General features: G+C 69.0%; 14 protein-coding genes. 9 read left to right on the top strand and 5 right to left on the bottom strand.

Going from position 1 to position 13,789, the window contains the following annotated elements; genetic code table 11:
• Positions 1–49: 49 nt before the first annotated feature.
• Positions 50–523, bottom strand: a complete 474-nt coding sequence (locus BN1701_RS13145; protein WP_054048730.1) for a nuclear transport factor 2 family protein — start codon at positions 521–523, stop codon at positions 50–52.
• Between the two features lie 138 nt (positions 524–661).
• The gene (locus BN1701_RS13140; RefSeq protein ID WP_054048728.1) at positions 662–1,522 is read right to left on the bottom strand and encodes an LLM class F420-dependent oxidoreductase; all 861 of its coding nucleotides are present in this window, start codon (positions 1,520–1,522) and stop codon (positions 662–664) included.
• A gap of 209 nt (positions 1,523–1,731) precedes the next feature.
• Between BN1701_RS13140 and BN1701_RS13135 the strand changes: the two genes are divergently transcribed.
• Positions 1,732–2,613, top strand: coding sequence for an IclR family transcriptional regulator (locus tag BN1701_RS13135; RefSeq protein WP_054048726.1), 882 nt, complete (start codon positions 1,732–1,734; stop codon positions 2,611–2,613).
• A gap of 7 nt (positions 2,614–2,620) precedes the next feature.
• On the opposite strand, the gene BN1701_RS13130 is transcribed toward BN1701_RS13135, so the two are convergent.
• A complete protein-coding gene (locus BN1701_RS13130) occupies positions 2,621–3,193 on the bottom strand; it encodes a flavin reductase family protein (protein ID WP_054048723.1) in 573 nt (190 codons plus the stop codon).
• 119 nt (positions 3,194–3,312) lie between these two features.
• Here BN1701_RS13130 and BN1701_RS13125 point away from each other — a divergent pair, with 119 nt between their 5' ends.
• The 8 genes from BN1701_RS13125 to BN1701_RS13090 all read left to right on the top strand — a co-directional run bounded on the left by BN1701_RS13125 (position 3,313) and on the right by BN1701_RS13090 (position 11,737).
• Complete coding sequence (locus BN1701_RS13125; RefSeq protein WP_054048721.1) at positions 3,313–4,152, top strand: alpha/beta fold hydrolase; 840 nt, start codon at positions 3,313–3,315, stop codon at positions 4,150–4,152.
• Positions 4,149–5,798 carry an FAD-binding protein gene (locus BN1701_RS13120; RefSeq protein WP_054048719.1) on the top strand — a complete coding sequence of 550 codons (1,650 nt, stop codon included), beginning with the start codon at positions 4,149–4,151 and terminating at the stop codon, positions 5,796–5,798. The genes BN1701_RS13125 and BN1701_RS13120 overlap by 4 nt, the downstream gene beginning before the upstream one ends.
• Position 5,799: 1 nt before the next feature.
• Positions 5,800–6,816 carry a ferredoxin--NADP reductase gene (locus BN1701_RS13115; protein ID WP_054048717.1) on the top strand — a complete coding sequence of 339 codons (1,017 nt, stop codon included), beginning with the start codon at positions 5,800–5,802 and terminating at the stop codon, positions 6,814–6,816.
• Between the two features lie 63 nt (positions 6,817–6,879).
• Positions 6,880–7,665, top strand: coding sequence for a 2-keto-4-pentenoate hydratase (locus BN1701_RS13110; RefSeq protein WP_054048715.1), 786 nt, complete (start codon positions 6,880–6,882; stop codon positions 7,663–7,665).
• A gap of 7 nt (positions 7,666–7,672) precedes the next feature.
• Positions 7,673–8,590 (top strand): acetaldehyde dehydrogenase (acetylating), encoded by a 918-nt coding sequence (locus BN1701_RS13105; protein WP_054048712.1) that lies wholly within the window; start codon positions 7,673–7,675, stop codon positions 8,588–8,590.
• Position 8,591: 1 nt separating this feature from the next.
• On the top strand, positions 8,592–9,626 hold the full coding sequence (gene dmpG, locus BN1701_RS13100) for a 4-hydroxy-2-oxovalerate aldolase (protein WP_054048711.1): 1,035 nt from the start codon (positions 8,592–8,594) through the stop codon (positions 9,624–9,626).
• Complete coding sequence (locus BN1701_RS13095) at positions 9,623–10,807, top strand: acyl-CoA dehydrogenase family protein (RefSeq protein WP_054048709.1); 1,185 nt, start codon at positions 9,623–9,625, stop codon at positions 10,805–10,807. Before dmpG ends, BN1701_RS13095 begins: the two co-directional genes overlap by 4 nt.
• Before the next feature lie 12 nt (positions 10,808–10,819).
• Complete coding sequence (locus BN1701_RS13090; RefSeq protein ID WP_054048707.1) at positions 10,820–11,737, top strand: VOC family protein; 918 nt, start codon at positions 10,820–10,822, stop codon at positions 11,735–11,737.
• A gap of 101 nt (positions 11,738–11,838) precedes the next feature.
• On the opposite strand, the gene ygiD is transcribed toward BN1701_RS13090, so the two are convergent.
• Complete coding sequence (gene ygiD / locus BN1701_RS13085) at positions 11,839–12,639, bottom strand: 4,5-DOPA dioxygenase extradiol (protein ID WP_231949587.1); 801 nt, start codon at positions 12,637–12,639, stop codon at positions 11,839–11,841.
• Positions 12,640–12,731: 92 nt separating this feature from the next.
• On the bottom strand, positions 12,732–13,736 hold the full coding sequence (locus BN1701_RS13080; protein WP_054048703.1) for an ABC transporter substrate-binding protein: 1,005 nt from the start codon (positions 13,734–13,736) through the stop codon (positions 12,732–12,734).
• Positions 13,737–13,789: the final 53 nt, after the last annotated feature.

Raw genomic sequence — 13,789 nt, 5'->3', positions numbered from 1 at the left:
TCCTCCCCGTTGCGGAGATTGTCGGGATAGCGCCGCTCCCTGATCAGGGTCAGGGAGTGTCGAACCCCGAGCCGAGCAACGCGGGGGACTCCGGTCTGCCGTCGAGGACCCGGTTGGTGCGCACCGCGACCTGCCATCCCGTTGCCGTGCGCCGCAGCCGCCAGTGGTTGGCCGTCGCGCGACGTACGACGAATCGCTTGTCCTGCTTGACGATCATCAGCGAATGGCACACCGCGACGGCATCGTCGCCTGCGATGGTGACGACCGGCGGGCCGATGAAGTGCGCGCACCCGCTCGCGATCCAGCCCTGGTGGTTGGCCGACTCGACCATCGCCAGGATCTCGTCACGGCCGTGCATCACCAGCTCGTCGACGTCGTAGACCCCGTCGGCTCCCCAGAGGGCGGCCACCGCCGCTGCCGCCCCGGAGTCGACGAGCGGACCGTAGGAGGCGATCAGGCGGGAGATCGCCGCCTCGTCCTCGAGTAGCTGGATCCGGGCCTCGAGTGCGGCGAGACCACTCATGACACCACCTCGCACGCTCGGTGGCATTCGCCGGCGCACTGTGACATTGATTCGCTCGCGGGCTCGCTCATGAGATCACCTCGCACACTCGGTGACATACGCCGGCGCACTGTGACATTGATTCGCTCGCGGGCTCACTCATGCGCCCACCTTGTCGCCGATCACGGCCAGCGCCGCGAGCTGCTCGCGGTAGTGGTCCACGGATCCGGCCGCGAGTGCGGCACCCACGATCGTCGCGCCCGCGTTCCGCAGCGCGGCCAGGACCCTCTCGGTACTACCGGGGTCGCCGATGGGGTCGAGCGGGCGTCCGGCGCTGAGCACGACGTTGAACCCGTCTGGCAGCTCGACCTTGCCGAGCAGCTCGGCGAGCTGGTCACGACTGAGGCCGAACGGCACCCAGCCGTCGCCGTACGTCGCGGCGCGGCGCAGCGAGCGCAGGGTGCGGCCGCCGATCCACAGGGGCACCCGCTCCTGCGACGCGTGGGGCTCGACGACGAAGCCTGCGTAGTCGTAGTGGGTGCCGTGGAACTCGGGGACCCGACGGGAGAGTGAGGCCCTCAGGGCGCTGATCGCCTCGTCGGCACGAGCGCCGCGATCGGTGAACTCGGCGCCAAGCAGGTCGAATTCCTCCTGGAGGCTGCCCACGCCGAGCCCTAGGACCAGGCGACCGTTGCTCACCTGGTCGAGCGTGCCGTAGCGCTTCGCGATCTCGAGGGGATGGTGGTAGCCGAGCACCAGCACCTGCGTCGCGAGCCTGATCCGCCGCGTACGCGCGGCCAGGTAGCCGAGCGTCGCCAGCGGGTCCCAGTACGTCGCGCCGCGCTGCTCTGCGATCTCCTCGGGCACGGCGACGTGCTCGCTGCAGGTCAGGTGGTGGAAGCCGAGCCGGTCGGCCTCTTCGGCGATCCGGGCGAGGCCCTCGATGCCTGCCGTGGTCTCCCACGGGGAATGGGCGCCGGGCACCGCGGTGACGACGGGACTGGCGATTCCTATGCGCATGGATGGCCTCTCAGGACGAGCGTCAGCACTCCCGGATGGTCTACCGGCGGGCAGGCGCGCGGCGGGCGGCTGTTCCCGCTGGCCGGGAGGATCCGGACCCGTGCGCGGCAGATTTCTGAAATTCCGTCTAGTTCCTACTGGCGCCGGGATGTGGGGCTTGTTACAGTCGAGATTCCATAATTCATTTCAGTTTTGCGGTGGAGGCTCGCATGCCCGTGACAACGGTGGCGCCGGAGGCTCGTCCCGAACTTCCGCCGAGCATGGTGGAGCGGATGACGCTCATCCTGGACGAGTTCGCGGCCCGCACCACGCGCCTGACGCTGGAGGAGGTGGGCAGGCGCACGCACCTGCCGCGCTCCACGGCCCACCGGATCCTGGACCAACTCGTCAAGCTGCGCTGGCTCGATCACACCTCCTTCGGTTACTGCCTCGGCCGCAGGTCGCTGAGCCTCGGAGGACGTGGCGACGACGACGCCGAGGTGCGTCAGGCAGCCGCACCGCTGTTGCACCAGCTCAGTGTCCAAACGGGCCTCGTCGTCCACTTGGCCGTCCTGGACGAGGTGGAGATCGTCTACCTCGACAAGGTCGGCGGCCGGTTCGCCGCCGCCGTACCCTCGCGCGTCGGTGGTCGCGCGCCTGCCCACAGCACGGCGCTGGGCAAGGCGATGCTCGCCTGGCTGCAGCCCGAGGACGTCGAGGAGCGCTTCTCCTCCGAGCTGCGCCGCCAGACCCACGTCACCATTGGCGAGGTCGGCCTGCTCCACCAGGAGCTGAACCGGATTCGCGCGCGCCGTGGCGTCGCGTTCGAGCGCGGCGAGTGCTTCTCGCACATCTCCTGCGTCGCCGCCGCGATTCGCGGGCCCGAGGGCCCTCTCGCGGCTATCTCGCTCGTGGGCGACTCCCGGGCTCCGCTGGAGAAGGTGGCGCCCCTGGTCGCGGCCGCCGCGCACAGCGTCTCGCTCGAGCTCTTCCCGCAGGTGCGCGAGTCGCGCGGCGCCCGGCGGAAGGCCATGGCAGGCCAGCAGAACTACTCCGCGGCGACGATGGAGCGCCTCGCCGCCGCAGGCCAGAGCGGCAGCCACTGGGGCTGACCGCTGGTCAGCCCCAGTGGTCGCCCCATCCCCACAGGCTGGGCTCGGCCAGGACGGGGGAGGGCTTCGGCTCCACGCCGAAGCCACCGCGGTAGAAGATCATCGGCCGCTCCTCCGCAAGGAGCTCTACCTCGAGTACCCGGCCCAGCACCACGTCGTGGTCACCCGCCACGTGGACGTCGTACACCTCGGCGTGGACGCGGAGGAGCACGTCGCGCAGGGTGGGCGTCCCCCAGCACGAGACCGCCCAGTCCAGGCCGTCGTACTTCGCTCCGCGGCTGGAGCCGAACCGCGCACACAGGTCCTCCTGCCGCTCGGCCAGCACGTTCACCGTGAATCGGCCCGCGGCGCGGATCCGCGGCCACGCCCGGCCCCTGTGGTCGGCGCAGAAGAGGATCAGCGGCGGGTCCAGCGACACGGATGCGAAGGACTGGCAGGCGAAGCCCACCGGCCCGTCCTCGTCGAGCCCGGTCACCACGGTCACGCCCGCGGCGAACGCGCTCATCGCGCGGCGCAGCTCGTCGGGGGTCGGCGCGCGCGGCTCGGGATCCGCCTGGGTGACCAGATGTGAAGTGCTCATGCGTCGACGGTAGGTCCGCCGGGTCGGCTTACCACGGCAGGTCCCGGTCAACGGGAGACCCCGAACCCCAACGGGCCCGCCTTGTCTACGGTCCGAGGACCGACCAGGAAGAGGCGAAGATGTTGAAGGAGCTGGCCACCGAGCAGGGTGTCCTGAGGTACCACGACGTGGGTGCGGGCCCACCGCTGCTGCTCCTGCACGGATCGGGGCCGGGCGTCACGGGATGGCGCAACTACGAGGGCAACCTGCCGAGCCTGTCCCGGCACTTTCGCTGCCTGGTGCTGGAGTTCCCGGGCTTCGGTGTGAGCGACCCGACCGACCAGCACCCGATGCTGGCCGCACCCGCCTCGGTGATCCGCTTCCTCGACGGGCTCGGCCTCGACCGGGTCGACGTCGTCGGCAACTCGATGGGGGGCATCGTCGCGACACAGCTGGCGATCAGCCACCCGGACCTGGTGCGCAGCCTCGTGACCATCGGCGGCATGGGCAAGAACATCTTCAGCCCCTTCCCGGGCGAGGGCATCAACCTGCTCATAGAGTTCACCGAAGAGCCGACCCGCGAGCGACTCATCCAGTGGTTGCGCTCCATGGTCTGGAACCAGGACCTGGTCACCGAGCAGCTCGTCGAGGACCGCTGGGCGCAGGCCACCGAGCCCGAGACACTCGAGTTCTCGCGCCGCATGTACGGCCGCGCGGCAATGGAGGCGCGCGCCGCGGCCGCCGCGGCGAGCGACGCCCCGCCGTACTGGGCGATGCTGCACAAGATCAAGGCCCGAACCCTCATCACGTGGGGCCGGGACGATCGGGTCAGCCCGGTCGACATGGCGCTGCTGCCGATGCGGACGATTCCAGAGGCGGAGGTTCACGTGTTCCCCAACTGTGGGCACTGGGTGATGATCGAGCAGAAGGAAGCGTGGGAAGCCACGGTCCTGGCGTTCCTGACGCGAGGTGACCGATGACGACCGCGTGGGACGACGAGTTCGACCTCGTCATCGTGGGCAGCGGTGGCGGCGGAATGACGGCCGCGCTCACCGCGCAAGACCTCGGCCTGAGCTGTGTCGTACTCGAGAAGGCGAAGCGGTACGGCGGTTCCACCGGCATCTCCGGCGGGGGCATCTGGATCCCCAACAACCCGACGCTGCGCCGGGCCGGACACGACGACAGCCGTGAGTCGATCCGGAGGTACCTCGACGAGCTGATCGGGGAGCGCGCGGAAGCCGCGCGGCTCGACGCGTACGTCGACCACGGCCCCGACGCGATGGCCCTGCTTGAGAAGAGCAGGTGGGTGCGGTTCCTCTGGACCAAGGGATACGCCGACTACCACCCGGAGCTCGAGGGCGGCCGCCCGCTCGGTCGCTCGATCGAGGCCGTGCCGTTCGACACGCGCAAGCTCGGCGAGGACGAGGAGTTCCAGCGGCCCAACAGCATGAAGGGGCCGCTAGGTCTCTGGGTGACGGCACGGGACTACCGTGACCTGGCCATGGTCAAGCGCACCTGGCGTGGTCGCCGCGCCAGCCTGGTCGCCGCCTGGCGGGTGTTCTCCAACTTCTTCCTGCGCAGGCACATGTCCACCGGCGGCCGCGCCCTGGTGGCCCGGCTGCGGATGGCACTCAAGGACGCGGGCATCCCGCTCTGGCTGCGGACCCCGATGACCTCGCTGGTCGTCGAGGGCAGCCGCGTGGTCGGCGTCGAGGTGACTCGCGACGGTGCGGTCCGACGCATTCGGGCACGCAAGGGTGTACTGCTGGCCAGCGGCGGCTTTGAGCACAACCAGGAGATGCGCGACACCTGGCTGCCCGACGGCGGCCGCGCGAACCTCAGCCTCGGCGCCCGTGAGAACGTCGGCGACGGCATCGTCGCAGGCCTCGGCCTGGGTGCCGCGGTCGACCTCATGGACGACGCGTGGTGGATGCCGTCGGTGACCCACCCCAGCGGCGCCGCCATCCCGCTGGTCTCCGAGCGGTGCATCCCCGGCTCCGTCATCGTGTCCTCGAACGGCGAACGGTTCACCAACGAGTCGTCGCCATACACGAACTTCGTGCACGACCAGCTCGACGGCAAGCACGTCCCGGCCTGGTTCGTGATGGATGCCAAGGCGCGGCGGCGCTACCCGTTCGCGCAGATCCTGCCCGGCCAGCCCTTCCCGAAGTCGTTCTATGAGGCGGGCCTGGTGGTCCGCGCCGAGTCGATCGAGGAGCTCGCGACGAAGATCGGCCTGCCTGCCGACGCGCTGGCCACCACGGTGGCGACCTTCAACGAGTACGCCCGCACCGGCGATGACCTCGACTTCGGCCGGGGCAACAGCGCGTATGACCGCTACTACGGAGACCCGACGCTGAAGAACCCCAATCTCGACACCATCGACCGGGCGCCGTACTACGCGGTGAAGCTTGACGTCGGCGACCTCGGCACCAAGGGTGGCCTGGTCAGCGACGAGCACGCCCGCGTGCTCCGCGAGGACGGGTCGGTCATCGACGGCCTCTACGTCACCGGCAACGCGTCGTCGTCGGTGATGGGCAACGAGTACGCCGGGCCCGGCGCCACCATCGGCCCCTCGATCGTCTTCGGGTACGTCGCGGCACGCCACGCGGCCCAGGCGGATTGACATGTCTCTTCAGGTCCGGGTGGTTGAGGTGATCCGCGAGACGGCGGACGCGCACTCGCTGGTGCTCGAGCCGGTGGATGGCTCGCCGGTGTCCTACCGGCCCGGCCAGTTCATCACCATCCGGGTCCCGAGCGATCGCGACGGGGGAGCGGCCCGGTGTTACTCGCTGTGCAGCTCACCCGCCCTCGACGAGAAACCGAAGGTGACGGTCAAGCGGACGGCAGGCGGCTACGCCTCCAACTGGATCTGCGACCACGTCGTGGCAGGCACCGTGCTCGACGTGCTCAAGCCGTCCGGAACCTTCACGCCGAAAGACTTCGACGACGACCTGCTGCTCTTCGCGGGCGGTTCCGGCATCACGCCGGTGCTGTCCATCCTCAAGACCAGCCTGTACGTCGGCACGGGGGCCGTCACGCTCGTCTACGCCAACCGTGATCCGGGGTCGGTGATCTTCGGTGACGAGTTGGCTGCCCTGTCCGGCGCGTTCGGGGATCGCCTCGAGGTCCTCGACTGGCTGGAGTCGACCGACGGTCTCCCGACCGCGGACCGGGTCGCGGCTGTGCTGGCCGCACGCCCGGGTCGCCAGTCGTACATCTGCGGCCCCGGCCCATTCATGGACCTGGTCGCCGGGACACTCCGCTCCGGCGGGGTGCCCACCGACCACGTGCACGTGGAGCGATTCACGTCCCTGCACGAGAACCCCTTCGACGCCGTCAGCGTCGTGCTCGAAACCGGCACGCCGGAGAGCACGGTCGAGGTGACCCTCGACGGAGACACCCGCAGCGTCACCTGGCCGCAGGGCAACCGGTTGCTCGACGTACTCCTCGCCGCTGGGATCGAGGCGCCGTTCTCCTGCCGGGAGGGTGCCTGCAGTGCCTGCGCGTGCGTGCTGCTCGAAGGTGAGGTCGACCTGGAGCGCAATGAGGTGCTCGACGCGGCCGACCTGGCCGACGGCCTGATCCTGGCCTGCCAGGCGAGGCCCAGGACTGATCGGCTCCGGGTCACCTACGACGCTTGACGGGCGTCCCGCTCAACGGGAGATGCTCGGGCACTCCGGCGCGGAGGCTGAGAACGTCAGGACATGCTCGACAACCAGACCAGGAACACCGCGGCCGAACTGCTGTGGCAGGCCGAGACCGGCCGCGCGCCGCTGCGTCCGCTGCGTGAATCCTTCCCCGCGGCCGACGTGGTCGACGCCTACGAGATCCAGCTGATCAACATCCGTCGCCGCCTCGACCAGGGTGGCCGCGTGTATGGCCACAAGGTCGGCCTCTCCTCGCCGGTGATGCAGCAGATGATGGGCGTCGACGAACCCGACTACGGCCACCTGCTCGACTCGATGGTGCTGTCCGAGTCGACGCCGATCCGGTGCGCGGACTACTGCTCCCCGCGGATCGAGGTCGAGATCGCCTACGTGCTGGGGCAGACCCTGCCGGGCGAGGGCTGTACGGAGGCCGACGTGATCGCCGCTACGGAGTACGTCGCGCCCGCGCTCGAGCTGATCGACAGCAGGATCACCGACTGGCAGATCGGTCTGGTCGACACGATCGCCGACAACGCTTCCTCGGCAGGCGTGCTCCTTGGCGCCTGCCGGGGAAATCCAAGGGACCTGGATCTCGCCGACATCGAGGCGGTGCTGTTCGAGGACGGGACCGAGATCACCCGGGGCAACACCGCCGCCGTGCTCGGGAACCCGACCACCGCGGTGGCCTGGCTGGCGCGCACGGTCGCCACCTTCGGCGTACAGCTCGAGGCAGGCCACGTGATCCTGCCCGGCTCGTGCACCCGGGCGGTCGACGTACACCCCGGAGCTGTGTTCCGGGCCGACTTCGCCGGTCTCGGCACCGTGACCGCGACCTTCGAGTGAGGACTAGATGGTTTCGACAGGCTCAACCAACGGACGCAGGACGACTGCGGCAATCGTCGGCTCCGGCAACATCGGCACCGACCTGCTCTACAAGCTGCTCCGCTCAGACCTGATCGAGCCGCGCTGGATGATCGGGGTCGATCCGACGTCCGAAGGACTCAAGCGCGCCGCCAACCTCGGCGTCGAGGCGAGCGCCGACGGTGTCGACTGGCTGCTGGGGCAGGACGAGCTGCCCGACCTCGTCTTTGAGGCCACCTCGGCCTATGTGCACCGCGCCAACGCCCCGCGCTATGCCGGGCTCGGCATCAAGGCGATCGACCTGACCCCGGCCGCGGTCGGGCCTGCCGTCATCCCGGCGGTCAACCTCGGCGCCCACCTCGACGCCGGGAACGTCAGCCTGATCACGTGCGGTGGCCAGGCGACGATCCCGATCGTCCACGCCGTCTCCCGCGTCACCCCCGTGGCATACGCCGAGATCGTGGCCAGCGTCGCGTCGCCGTCGGCGGGCCCCGGGACCCGCCAGAACATCGACGAGTTCACGCTCACCACGTCCCGCGGGATCGAGACCATCGGCGGAGCCCAACGGGGCAAGGCGATCATCATCCTCAACCCGGCCGAGCCGCCGATGCTGATGCGGGACACGGTGTTCTGCGCGATCGGGGAGGACGCCGACCACGACGCGATCACAGCGTCGATCCACGCGATGGTCGCGTCGGTCGCGACGTACGTCCCCGGCTATCGGCTGCGCGCCGAACCCCAGTTCGACCTTGCCTCGGCGACCAGCGCGGGGATGGCCCGGGTGGCCGTCTTCCTCGAGGTCGAGGGCGCGGGTGACTTTCTGCCGCCGTACTCCGGCAACCTCGACATCATGACCGCCGCCGCGACCCGCGTTGGTGAAGGCTTCGCACAGGCGATGGGGAACTGACATGGGTCTCGACACGCTCGACCACCGGGTCCGCGTGACCGACTCTTCCCTTCGGGACGGGTCGCACGCCAAGCAGCACCAGTTCACCGAACAGCATGTCCGCGACATCGTGGGCGCCCTCGACGGCGCCGGGGTCCCGGTCATCGAGGTGACCCACGGCGACGGACTCGGCGGGTCGTCGTTCAACTACGGCTTCAGCCACACACCTGAGCAGACCCTGATCAGGGCCGCCGTCGAGACCGCGGTCAACGCGAAGATCGCCTTCCTGATGCTGCCCGGCCTCGGCACCAAGGACGACATCCGTGAAGCCGCGGGCAACGGCGCGGCCATCTGCCGCGTGGCGACGCACTGCACCGAGGCCGATGTCGCGGAGCAGCATTTCGGGCTGGCCCGGGATCTGGGTCTCGAGACCGTCGGCTTCCTGATGATGTCCCACTCCCAGCCCCCCGAGGTGCTGGCGAAGCAGGCCCGGATCATGGCCGATGCAGGCTGTCAGTGCGTGTATGTCGTCGACTCGGCAGGCGCGTTGATCCTCGAGCAGACGGGCGACCGCGTGGCGGCCCTGGTGTCCGAGCTCGGCGTTGACGCCCAGGTGGGTTTCCATGGCCACGAGAACCTTGGCCTCGGCGTCGCCAACTCGGTCGTCGCGGTCCGTGCGGGTGCACGGCAGATCGACGGCTCGACCCGGCGTTTCGGCGCGGGCGCGGGCAACACTCCGGTCGAGGCCTTCGTCGCCGTCGCCGAGAAGCTCGGTATCGAGACCGGCATCGACACGGCGGCGATCATCGACGCCGCCGAGGACGTCGTTCGCCCGGTGATGGACGGCGAGTGCCTGCTCGACCGGCTCTCGCTGACCATGGGCTACGCGGGCGTCTACTCCAGCTTCCTCAAGCACGCCGACCGCCTCGCCGGAAGGTACGACGTATCCGGCGCGCAGATCTTGGTCGAGGCGGGGAAGCGCAAGCTCATCGGAGGTCAGGAGGACCAGCTCATCGAGATCGCCGTCGCACTGTCCACTCTGGAGGCAAACTCATGAAGAACCCAGTCCTGCCCGCGGTCGAGGAGCGAGCCGAGGAACTCGCCGCCCTCGGTGCGGTCAACGAGAAGCTGGGCAAGCTCGACGACTCGGCCGCGAAGATCCTCCGCGACACGGGCGTGATCAAGATGCTCCAGCCCGCCCGCTACGGCGGTGCCGAGGCCCATCCGCGGGACTTCGCGGAGACCGTCATGCGCATCGCCTCGTTGGACGGAGCGACTGGCTGGGTGGCAGGCATCGTCGGAGTCCACCCGTGGGAGATGGCGATGTGCGACCAGCGCGTGCAGGAGGAGATCTGGGGTGCCGACAACGACACCTGGATCGCCTCGCCCTACGCGCCGATGGGCGTGCTGAGGCCGGTCGACGGCGGCTACGTCTTCAACGGGCACTGGCAGTTCTCGTCCGGCACCGACCACTGCGACTGGATCTTCCTCGGTGCCTTCCTTGGCGACGAGGACGGTCAGACGCTGATGCCGCCGCGGAGCTACCACGTGATCCTGCCGCGGTCGGACTACACGATCGTCGAAGACTCCTGGGACGTGGTCGGCCTACGGGGCACCGGGTCGAAGGACATCATCGTCGAGGACGCCTTCATTCCGGCACACCGTGCCGTCCCGTTCAGCTCGATGATGGACGGCTCGGCGCTGGCGGCTTCGGGGCTCAGCAATCCGACGTACGCCGTGCCATTCACCACGATCTTCCCGCTCGGCATCACCTCCGCGGTCATCGGCATCGCCGAGGGAGCGCTCGCCGCGCACCTGGCGTACCAGCGCACCCGCGTGCAGGTCACCGGCACGAAAGTGAAGGACGATCCCTACGTCCTGTTCGCGATCAGCGCGGCCGCCGAGGAGATCAAGGCTTCACGTATCTCGATGCTGGAGAACGTCACGCGCATCTACGACAAGGTCGCGGCGGGCGGGGAGATCTCGTTCAACGAGCGCGCCGCCTCACGGCGTACCCAGGTCGCGGCGGCCTGGCGCGCGGTCCGCGCGATGGACGAGGTCGTGGCCAGATCTGGCGGAAACGGCCTACGAATGGACAACCCGATCCAGCGGTTCTGGCGCGACGGCCACATGGGCATGGCCCACGCCATCCACGTTCCCGGTGCGGTCTTCCACGTCGCGGCCCTCACGGACCTCGACGTGACTCCGCCGCCCGGCCCGATGCTCTCGATGATTTAAGGGGAACAGCCCATGACGCAGATTCGTGGCCTCGGCTACCTCAAGGTGCAGTCCCAGGATGTCGCGCGGTGGCGCGAGTTGACGGTGGACGCGCTCGGCTTCCAGGAGACGACCGGCCCCGTGGAGGGCGGTCTCTACCTGCGCATGGACGAGCGGGAGTCCCGGCTGGTCGTGCTGCCCGGTCCCTCCGACCAGGTGCTGGCGGTGGGCTGGGAAGTGCGCGACCAGTTCGGGCTGGCCGAGATCGGCCGGGCAGTGGAAGCGGCAGGCTTCACGGTCAAGGAGCTCGGCCAGGTCGAGTGCCACGAGCGCGGGGTCGAGGCGGCGATCGCGTTCGACGACCCCGCGGGCACGCCCACCGAGGTCTTTTTCGGACCCCGGCTCGATCACAGCCCGCTGCTCACCGGGCTGGCGCAGAGGTTCGTCACCGGTGACCAGGGGATGGGCCACGTCGTCCTGCCGACCACGGCCATGGAGGAGACCGTCGCGTTCTACACCGAGGTGCTCGGGTTCCTGCCCCGCGGCGCGATCCGGCTAGGCGCGAAGGGCCCCGTCGCGGGCGAGACGCCGCGACGCGTCCGCTTCATGGGCGTGAACCAGCGCCACCACAGCCTGGCCGTCGTGCCCGCGCCGCACGGCGACCCGCCGGGTCTCGTGCACCTGATGGTGGAGGTCGACTCGCTCGACGCCGTCGGGCGGGCACTCGACAAGGTCAACCGCCAGGGCTTCTCGATCTCGTCCACCCTGGGTCGGCACACGAACGACCGCATGGTCTCGTTCTACGTGCGCGCGCCCGGCGGCTGGGACCTGGAGTACGGCGTCGAGGGCTTGCTCGTCGACGAGACGTACTACACCGCGGAGGAGATCACCGCGGACTCCTACTGGGGCCACGACTGGTCGGGTTCGGAGCCGCTGGCGGCGTTCTCGTGAGTTGCGGTGTCTCTTAAGGACAGTGTCTCTTAAGGACAGTGTCTCTTAAGGACAGTGTCTCTTAAGGACCGTGTCTCTTAAGGACCGTGTCATGGTGCGGGTCAGCCGAGGCGGATGCCCAGCATGGAGATGGATCCGCCGTCGAATCCGTCGATGGGGAAGGTGACGGGGTCGACGCCTGTGCATGCGGCCAGGACGTAGAGGAGCGGCAGGTAGTGCTCGGGGGTGGGGACGGCAAGCGCGGCGTCCCCGCCGCCCTGCTCATAGGCGATGACGTCGTCGAACCTGCCCGCGGTGATCAGCTCCCGCAGCCGGGTGTCGAAGCGGACGGCCCATTCGAACGGTTCGACAGGATGCCTGCCCCAGGCATAGGTGTGCAGGTTGTGCACGACATTGCCGGATCCGAGGATGAGAATCCCCTCCTCGCGCAGTGGGCGCAGGCGGCGGGCCAGATCGTAGTGCTGGGCCGGGGTAAGGGTTTCGTCGATGCCCAGCTGGACGACGGGGATGTCGGCGGCCGGGTACATGTGGATCAGTACCGACCAGGTGCCGTGGTCGAGTCCCCACCGGGTGTCGAGTTTGATGGGGGTAGGTGCCAGCAGCTCGCGGACCCGGGCCGCGAGTTCGGGTGAGCCGGGCGCCGGATAGTCGACGTCGAACAGGGCCGGAGGGAACCCTCCGAAGTCGTGGATGGTCGCGGGGCGCACTTCGGCCGTGACCCGGCCACCGGGTACGTACCAGTGCGCCGAGACCGACAGGATCGCCCGCGGCCGCGGGATGGAGTCGGCCAGCTCCCGCCACGCCGCGGTGTAGGTGTTGTCCCCGATGGCGTTCATCGGGTTGCCGTGGCCGATGAAGACCGCAGGCATCCGTACGGCCTGGTCTCCGGCGGAACTCGCCATCTTGTCCTCTTCCGTGCTACCGGTTCAGCGGGCCGGACGAAGGGGCCGCGGTCTGTGCCGAGCGGGCAGGCCGCGGCGGGGCCGCCGACGCCTCAGTGCCAGGTGCGGTCGACGCCGGTGGGGTTGTCTCCCTGGACGGGGCCGATGAAGTCCTCCATGATGCCGCGCAGTCGCTCGACGCGGGCGCGGTCGAGCATGAACTCGCGGAATCCGCGCGGGTCGGTATTCCCGTACTGGTCGATCGGCTTCCAGCCTGGTATTCGCACGTCCCGGCGGGCAGGCCACTGGGCCGATGCCTGCTGGGCCTGCTGCGAGAGCCGGTAGCTCATGTACAGCTTCGCCGCGGCGGGGTGCGGCGCGTCCTTGAGGATCGCTCCGGTCTGATACCACGCCTGGAAGAAGTCCTCCTTGGGCAGGAGGAACCTCATCGAGTCACCCGCGGGCGGGTTGAGGTAGTAGAACGAAGTGAACGTCGCCGCCCGCTCACCCGAGCCGATGACCGCCAGCGGCGTCGCGGTCCCGCGCACCCACATCGGGTTCTGCGCCAGAATCTTCTCCAGCCAGCCATAGCCGTGCTTGGCGATGATCTGCTCGAACTGGAACAGGACGGCGTCGTCGTCGTGCGGATACGTCAGCACGATGCGGTCCTTCAGGTCTGGGCGCAGGTAGTCCATCGCCTCCCGCGGGGCCTGCTCCTCGGGGATGACCTTGGTGTCGACCACGTTGGAGAACGCGAAGACGAAAAGTGCGTAGTAGGCGCCGTCGGGGTCCACGAAGTCCGGGTCGACCTGGTCGAGGCCGTCGGGCCGGAACGGCTGAAGCAGGCCGTGCTGCTTCCAGTACGGGAAGTCGTTGACGGTCTGCAGGTGCACCACGTCCACCCGGTTGTCCCCGCGGATGTGCTGCGCGTCGATCCGCGCGTTGTGGAACTTGCTCAGGTCGACGGTGACCTCGATGTCGATGTCGGGGAACATCTCGCTGAAGCCCGCCGTGTACATCTGGGCCTGCTCGGGAGCGTCTCCTCCGGCGTACACGACCAGCCCGCCCTCCGCACTGGCCTGCTCGTACAGTTCCTGCATTCGTGGGTCGGTGGTCATCGCTTCTCCGTCTGGCGGCGAGCTTCTCTCAGCGACGCGGAACAAGTCCCAGT

The sequence above is a fragment of the Alloactinosynnema sp. L-07 genome (assembly GCF_900070365.1).
GTDB lineage: Bacteria > Actinomycetota > Actinomycetes > Mycobacteriales > Pseudonocardiaceae > Actinokineospora.
This window is presented reverse-complemented; position numbering and strand designations above follow the sequence as displayed.

Bases quoted from the DNA above. Each gene is read 5' to 3' on its own strand.
- BN1701_RS13110 (WP_054048715.1), top strand. From the start codon at position 6,880: ATGCTCGACAACCAGACCAGGAACACCGCGGCCGAACTGCTGTGGCAG.
- BN1701_RS13095 (WP_054048709.1), top strand. From the start codon at position 9,623: ATGAAGAACCCAGTCCTGCCCGCGGTCGAGGAGCGAGCCGAGGAACTC.
- BN1701_RS13140 (WP_054048728.1), bottom strand. From the start codon at position 1,522: ATGCGCATAGGAATCGCCAGTCCCGTCGTCACCGCGGTGCCCGGCGCC.
- BN1701_RS13115 (WP_054048717.1), top strand. From the start codon at position 5,800: ATGTCTCTTCAGGTCCGGGTGGTTGAGGTGATCCGCGAGACGGCGGAC.
- BN1701_RS13135 (WP_054048726.1), top strand. From the start codon at position 1,732: ATGCCCGTGACAACGGTGGCGCCGGAGGCTCGTCCCGAACTTCCGCCG.
- BN1701_RS13105 (WP_054048712.1), top strand. From the start codon at position 7,673: ATGGTTTCGACAGGCTCAACCAACGGACGCAGGACGACTGCGGCAATC.
- BN1701_RS13130 (WP_054048723.1), bottom strand. From the start codon at position 3,193: ATGAGCACTTCACATCTGGTCACCCAGGCGGATCCCGAGCCGCGCGCG.
- dmpG (WP_054048711.1), top strand. From the start codon at position 8,592: ATGGGTCTCGACACGCTCGACCACCGGGTCCGCGTGACCGACTCTTCC.
- BN1701_RS13125 (WP_054048721.1), top strand. From the start codon at position 3,313: ATGTTGAAGGAGCTGGCCACCGAGCAGGGTGTCCTGAGGTACCACGAC.
- BN1701_RS13145 (WP_054048730.1), bottom strand. From the start codon at position 523: ATGAGTGGTCTCGCCGCACTCGAGGCCCGGATCCAGCTACTCGAGGAC.
- BN1701_RS13120 (WP_054048719.1), top strand. From the start codon at position 4,149: ATGACGACCGCGTGGGACGACGAGTTCGACCTCGTCATCGTGGGCAGC.
- BN1701_RS13090 (WP_054048707.1), top strand. From the start codon at position 10,820: ATGACGCAGATTCGTGGCCTCGGCTACCTCAAGGTGCAGTCCCAGGAT.
- ygiD (WP_231949587.1), bottom strand. From the start codon at position 12,639: ATGGCGAGTTCCGCCGGAGACCAGGCCGTACGGATGCCTGCGGTCTTC.
- BN1701_RS13080 (WP_054048703.1), bottom strand. From the start codon at position 13,736: ATGACCACCGACCCACGAATGCAGGAACTGTACGAGCAGGCCAGTGCG.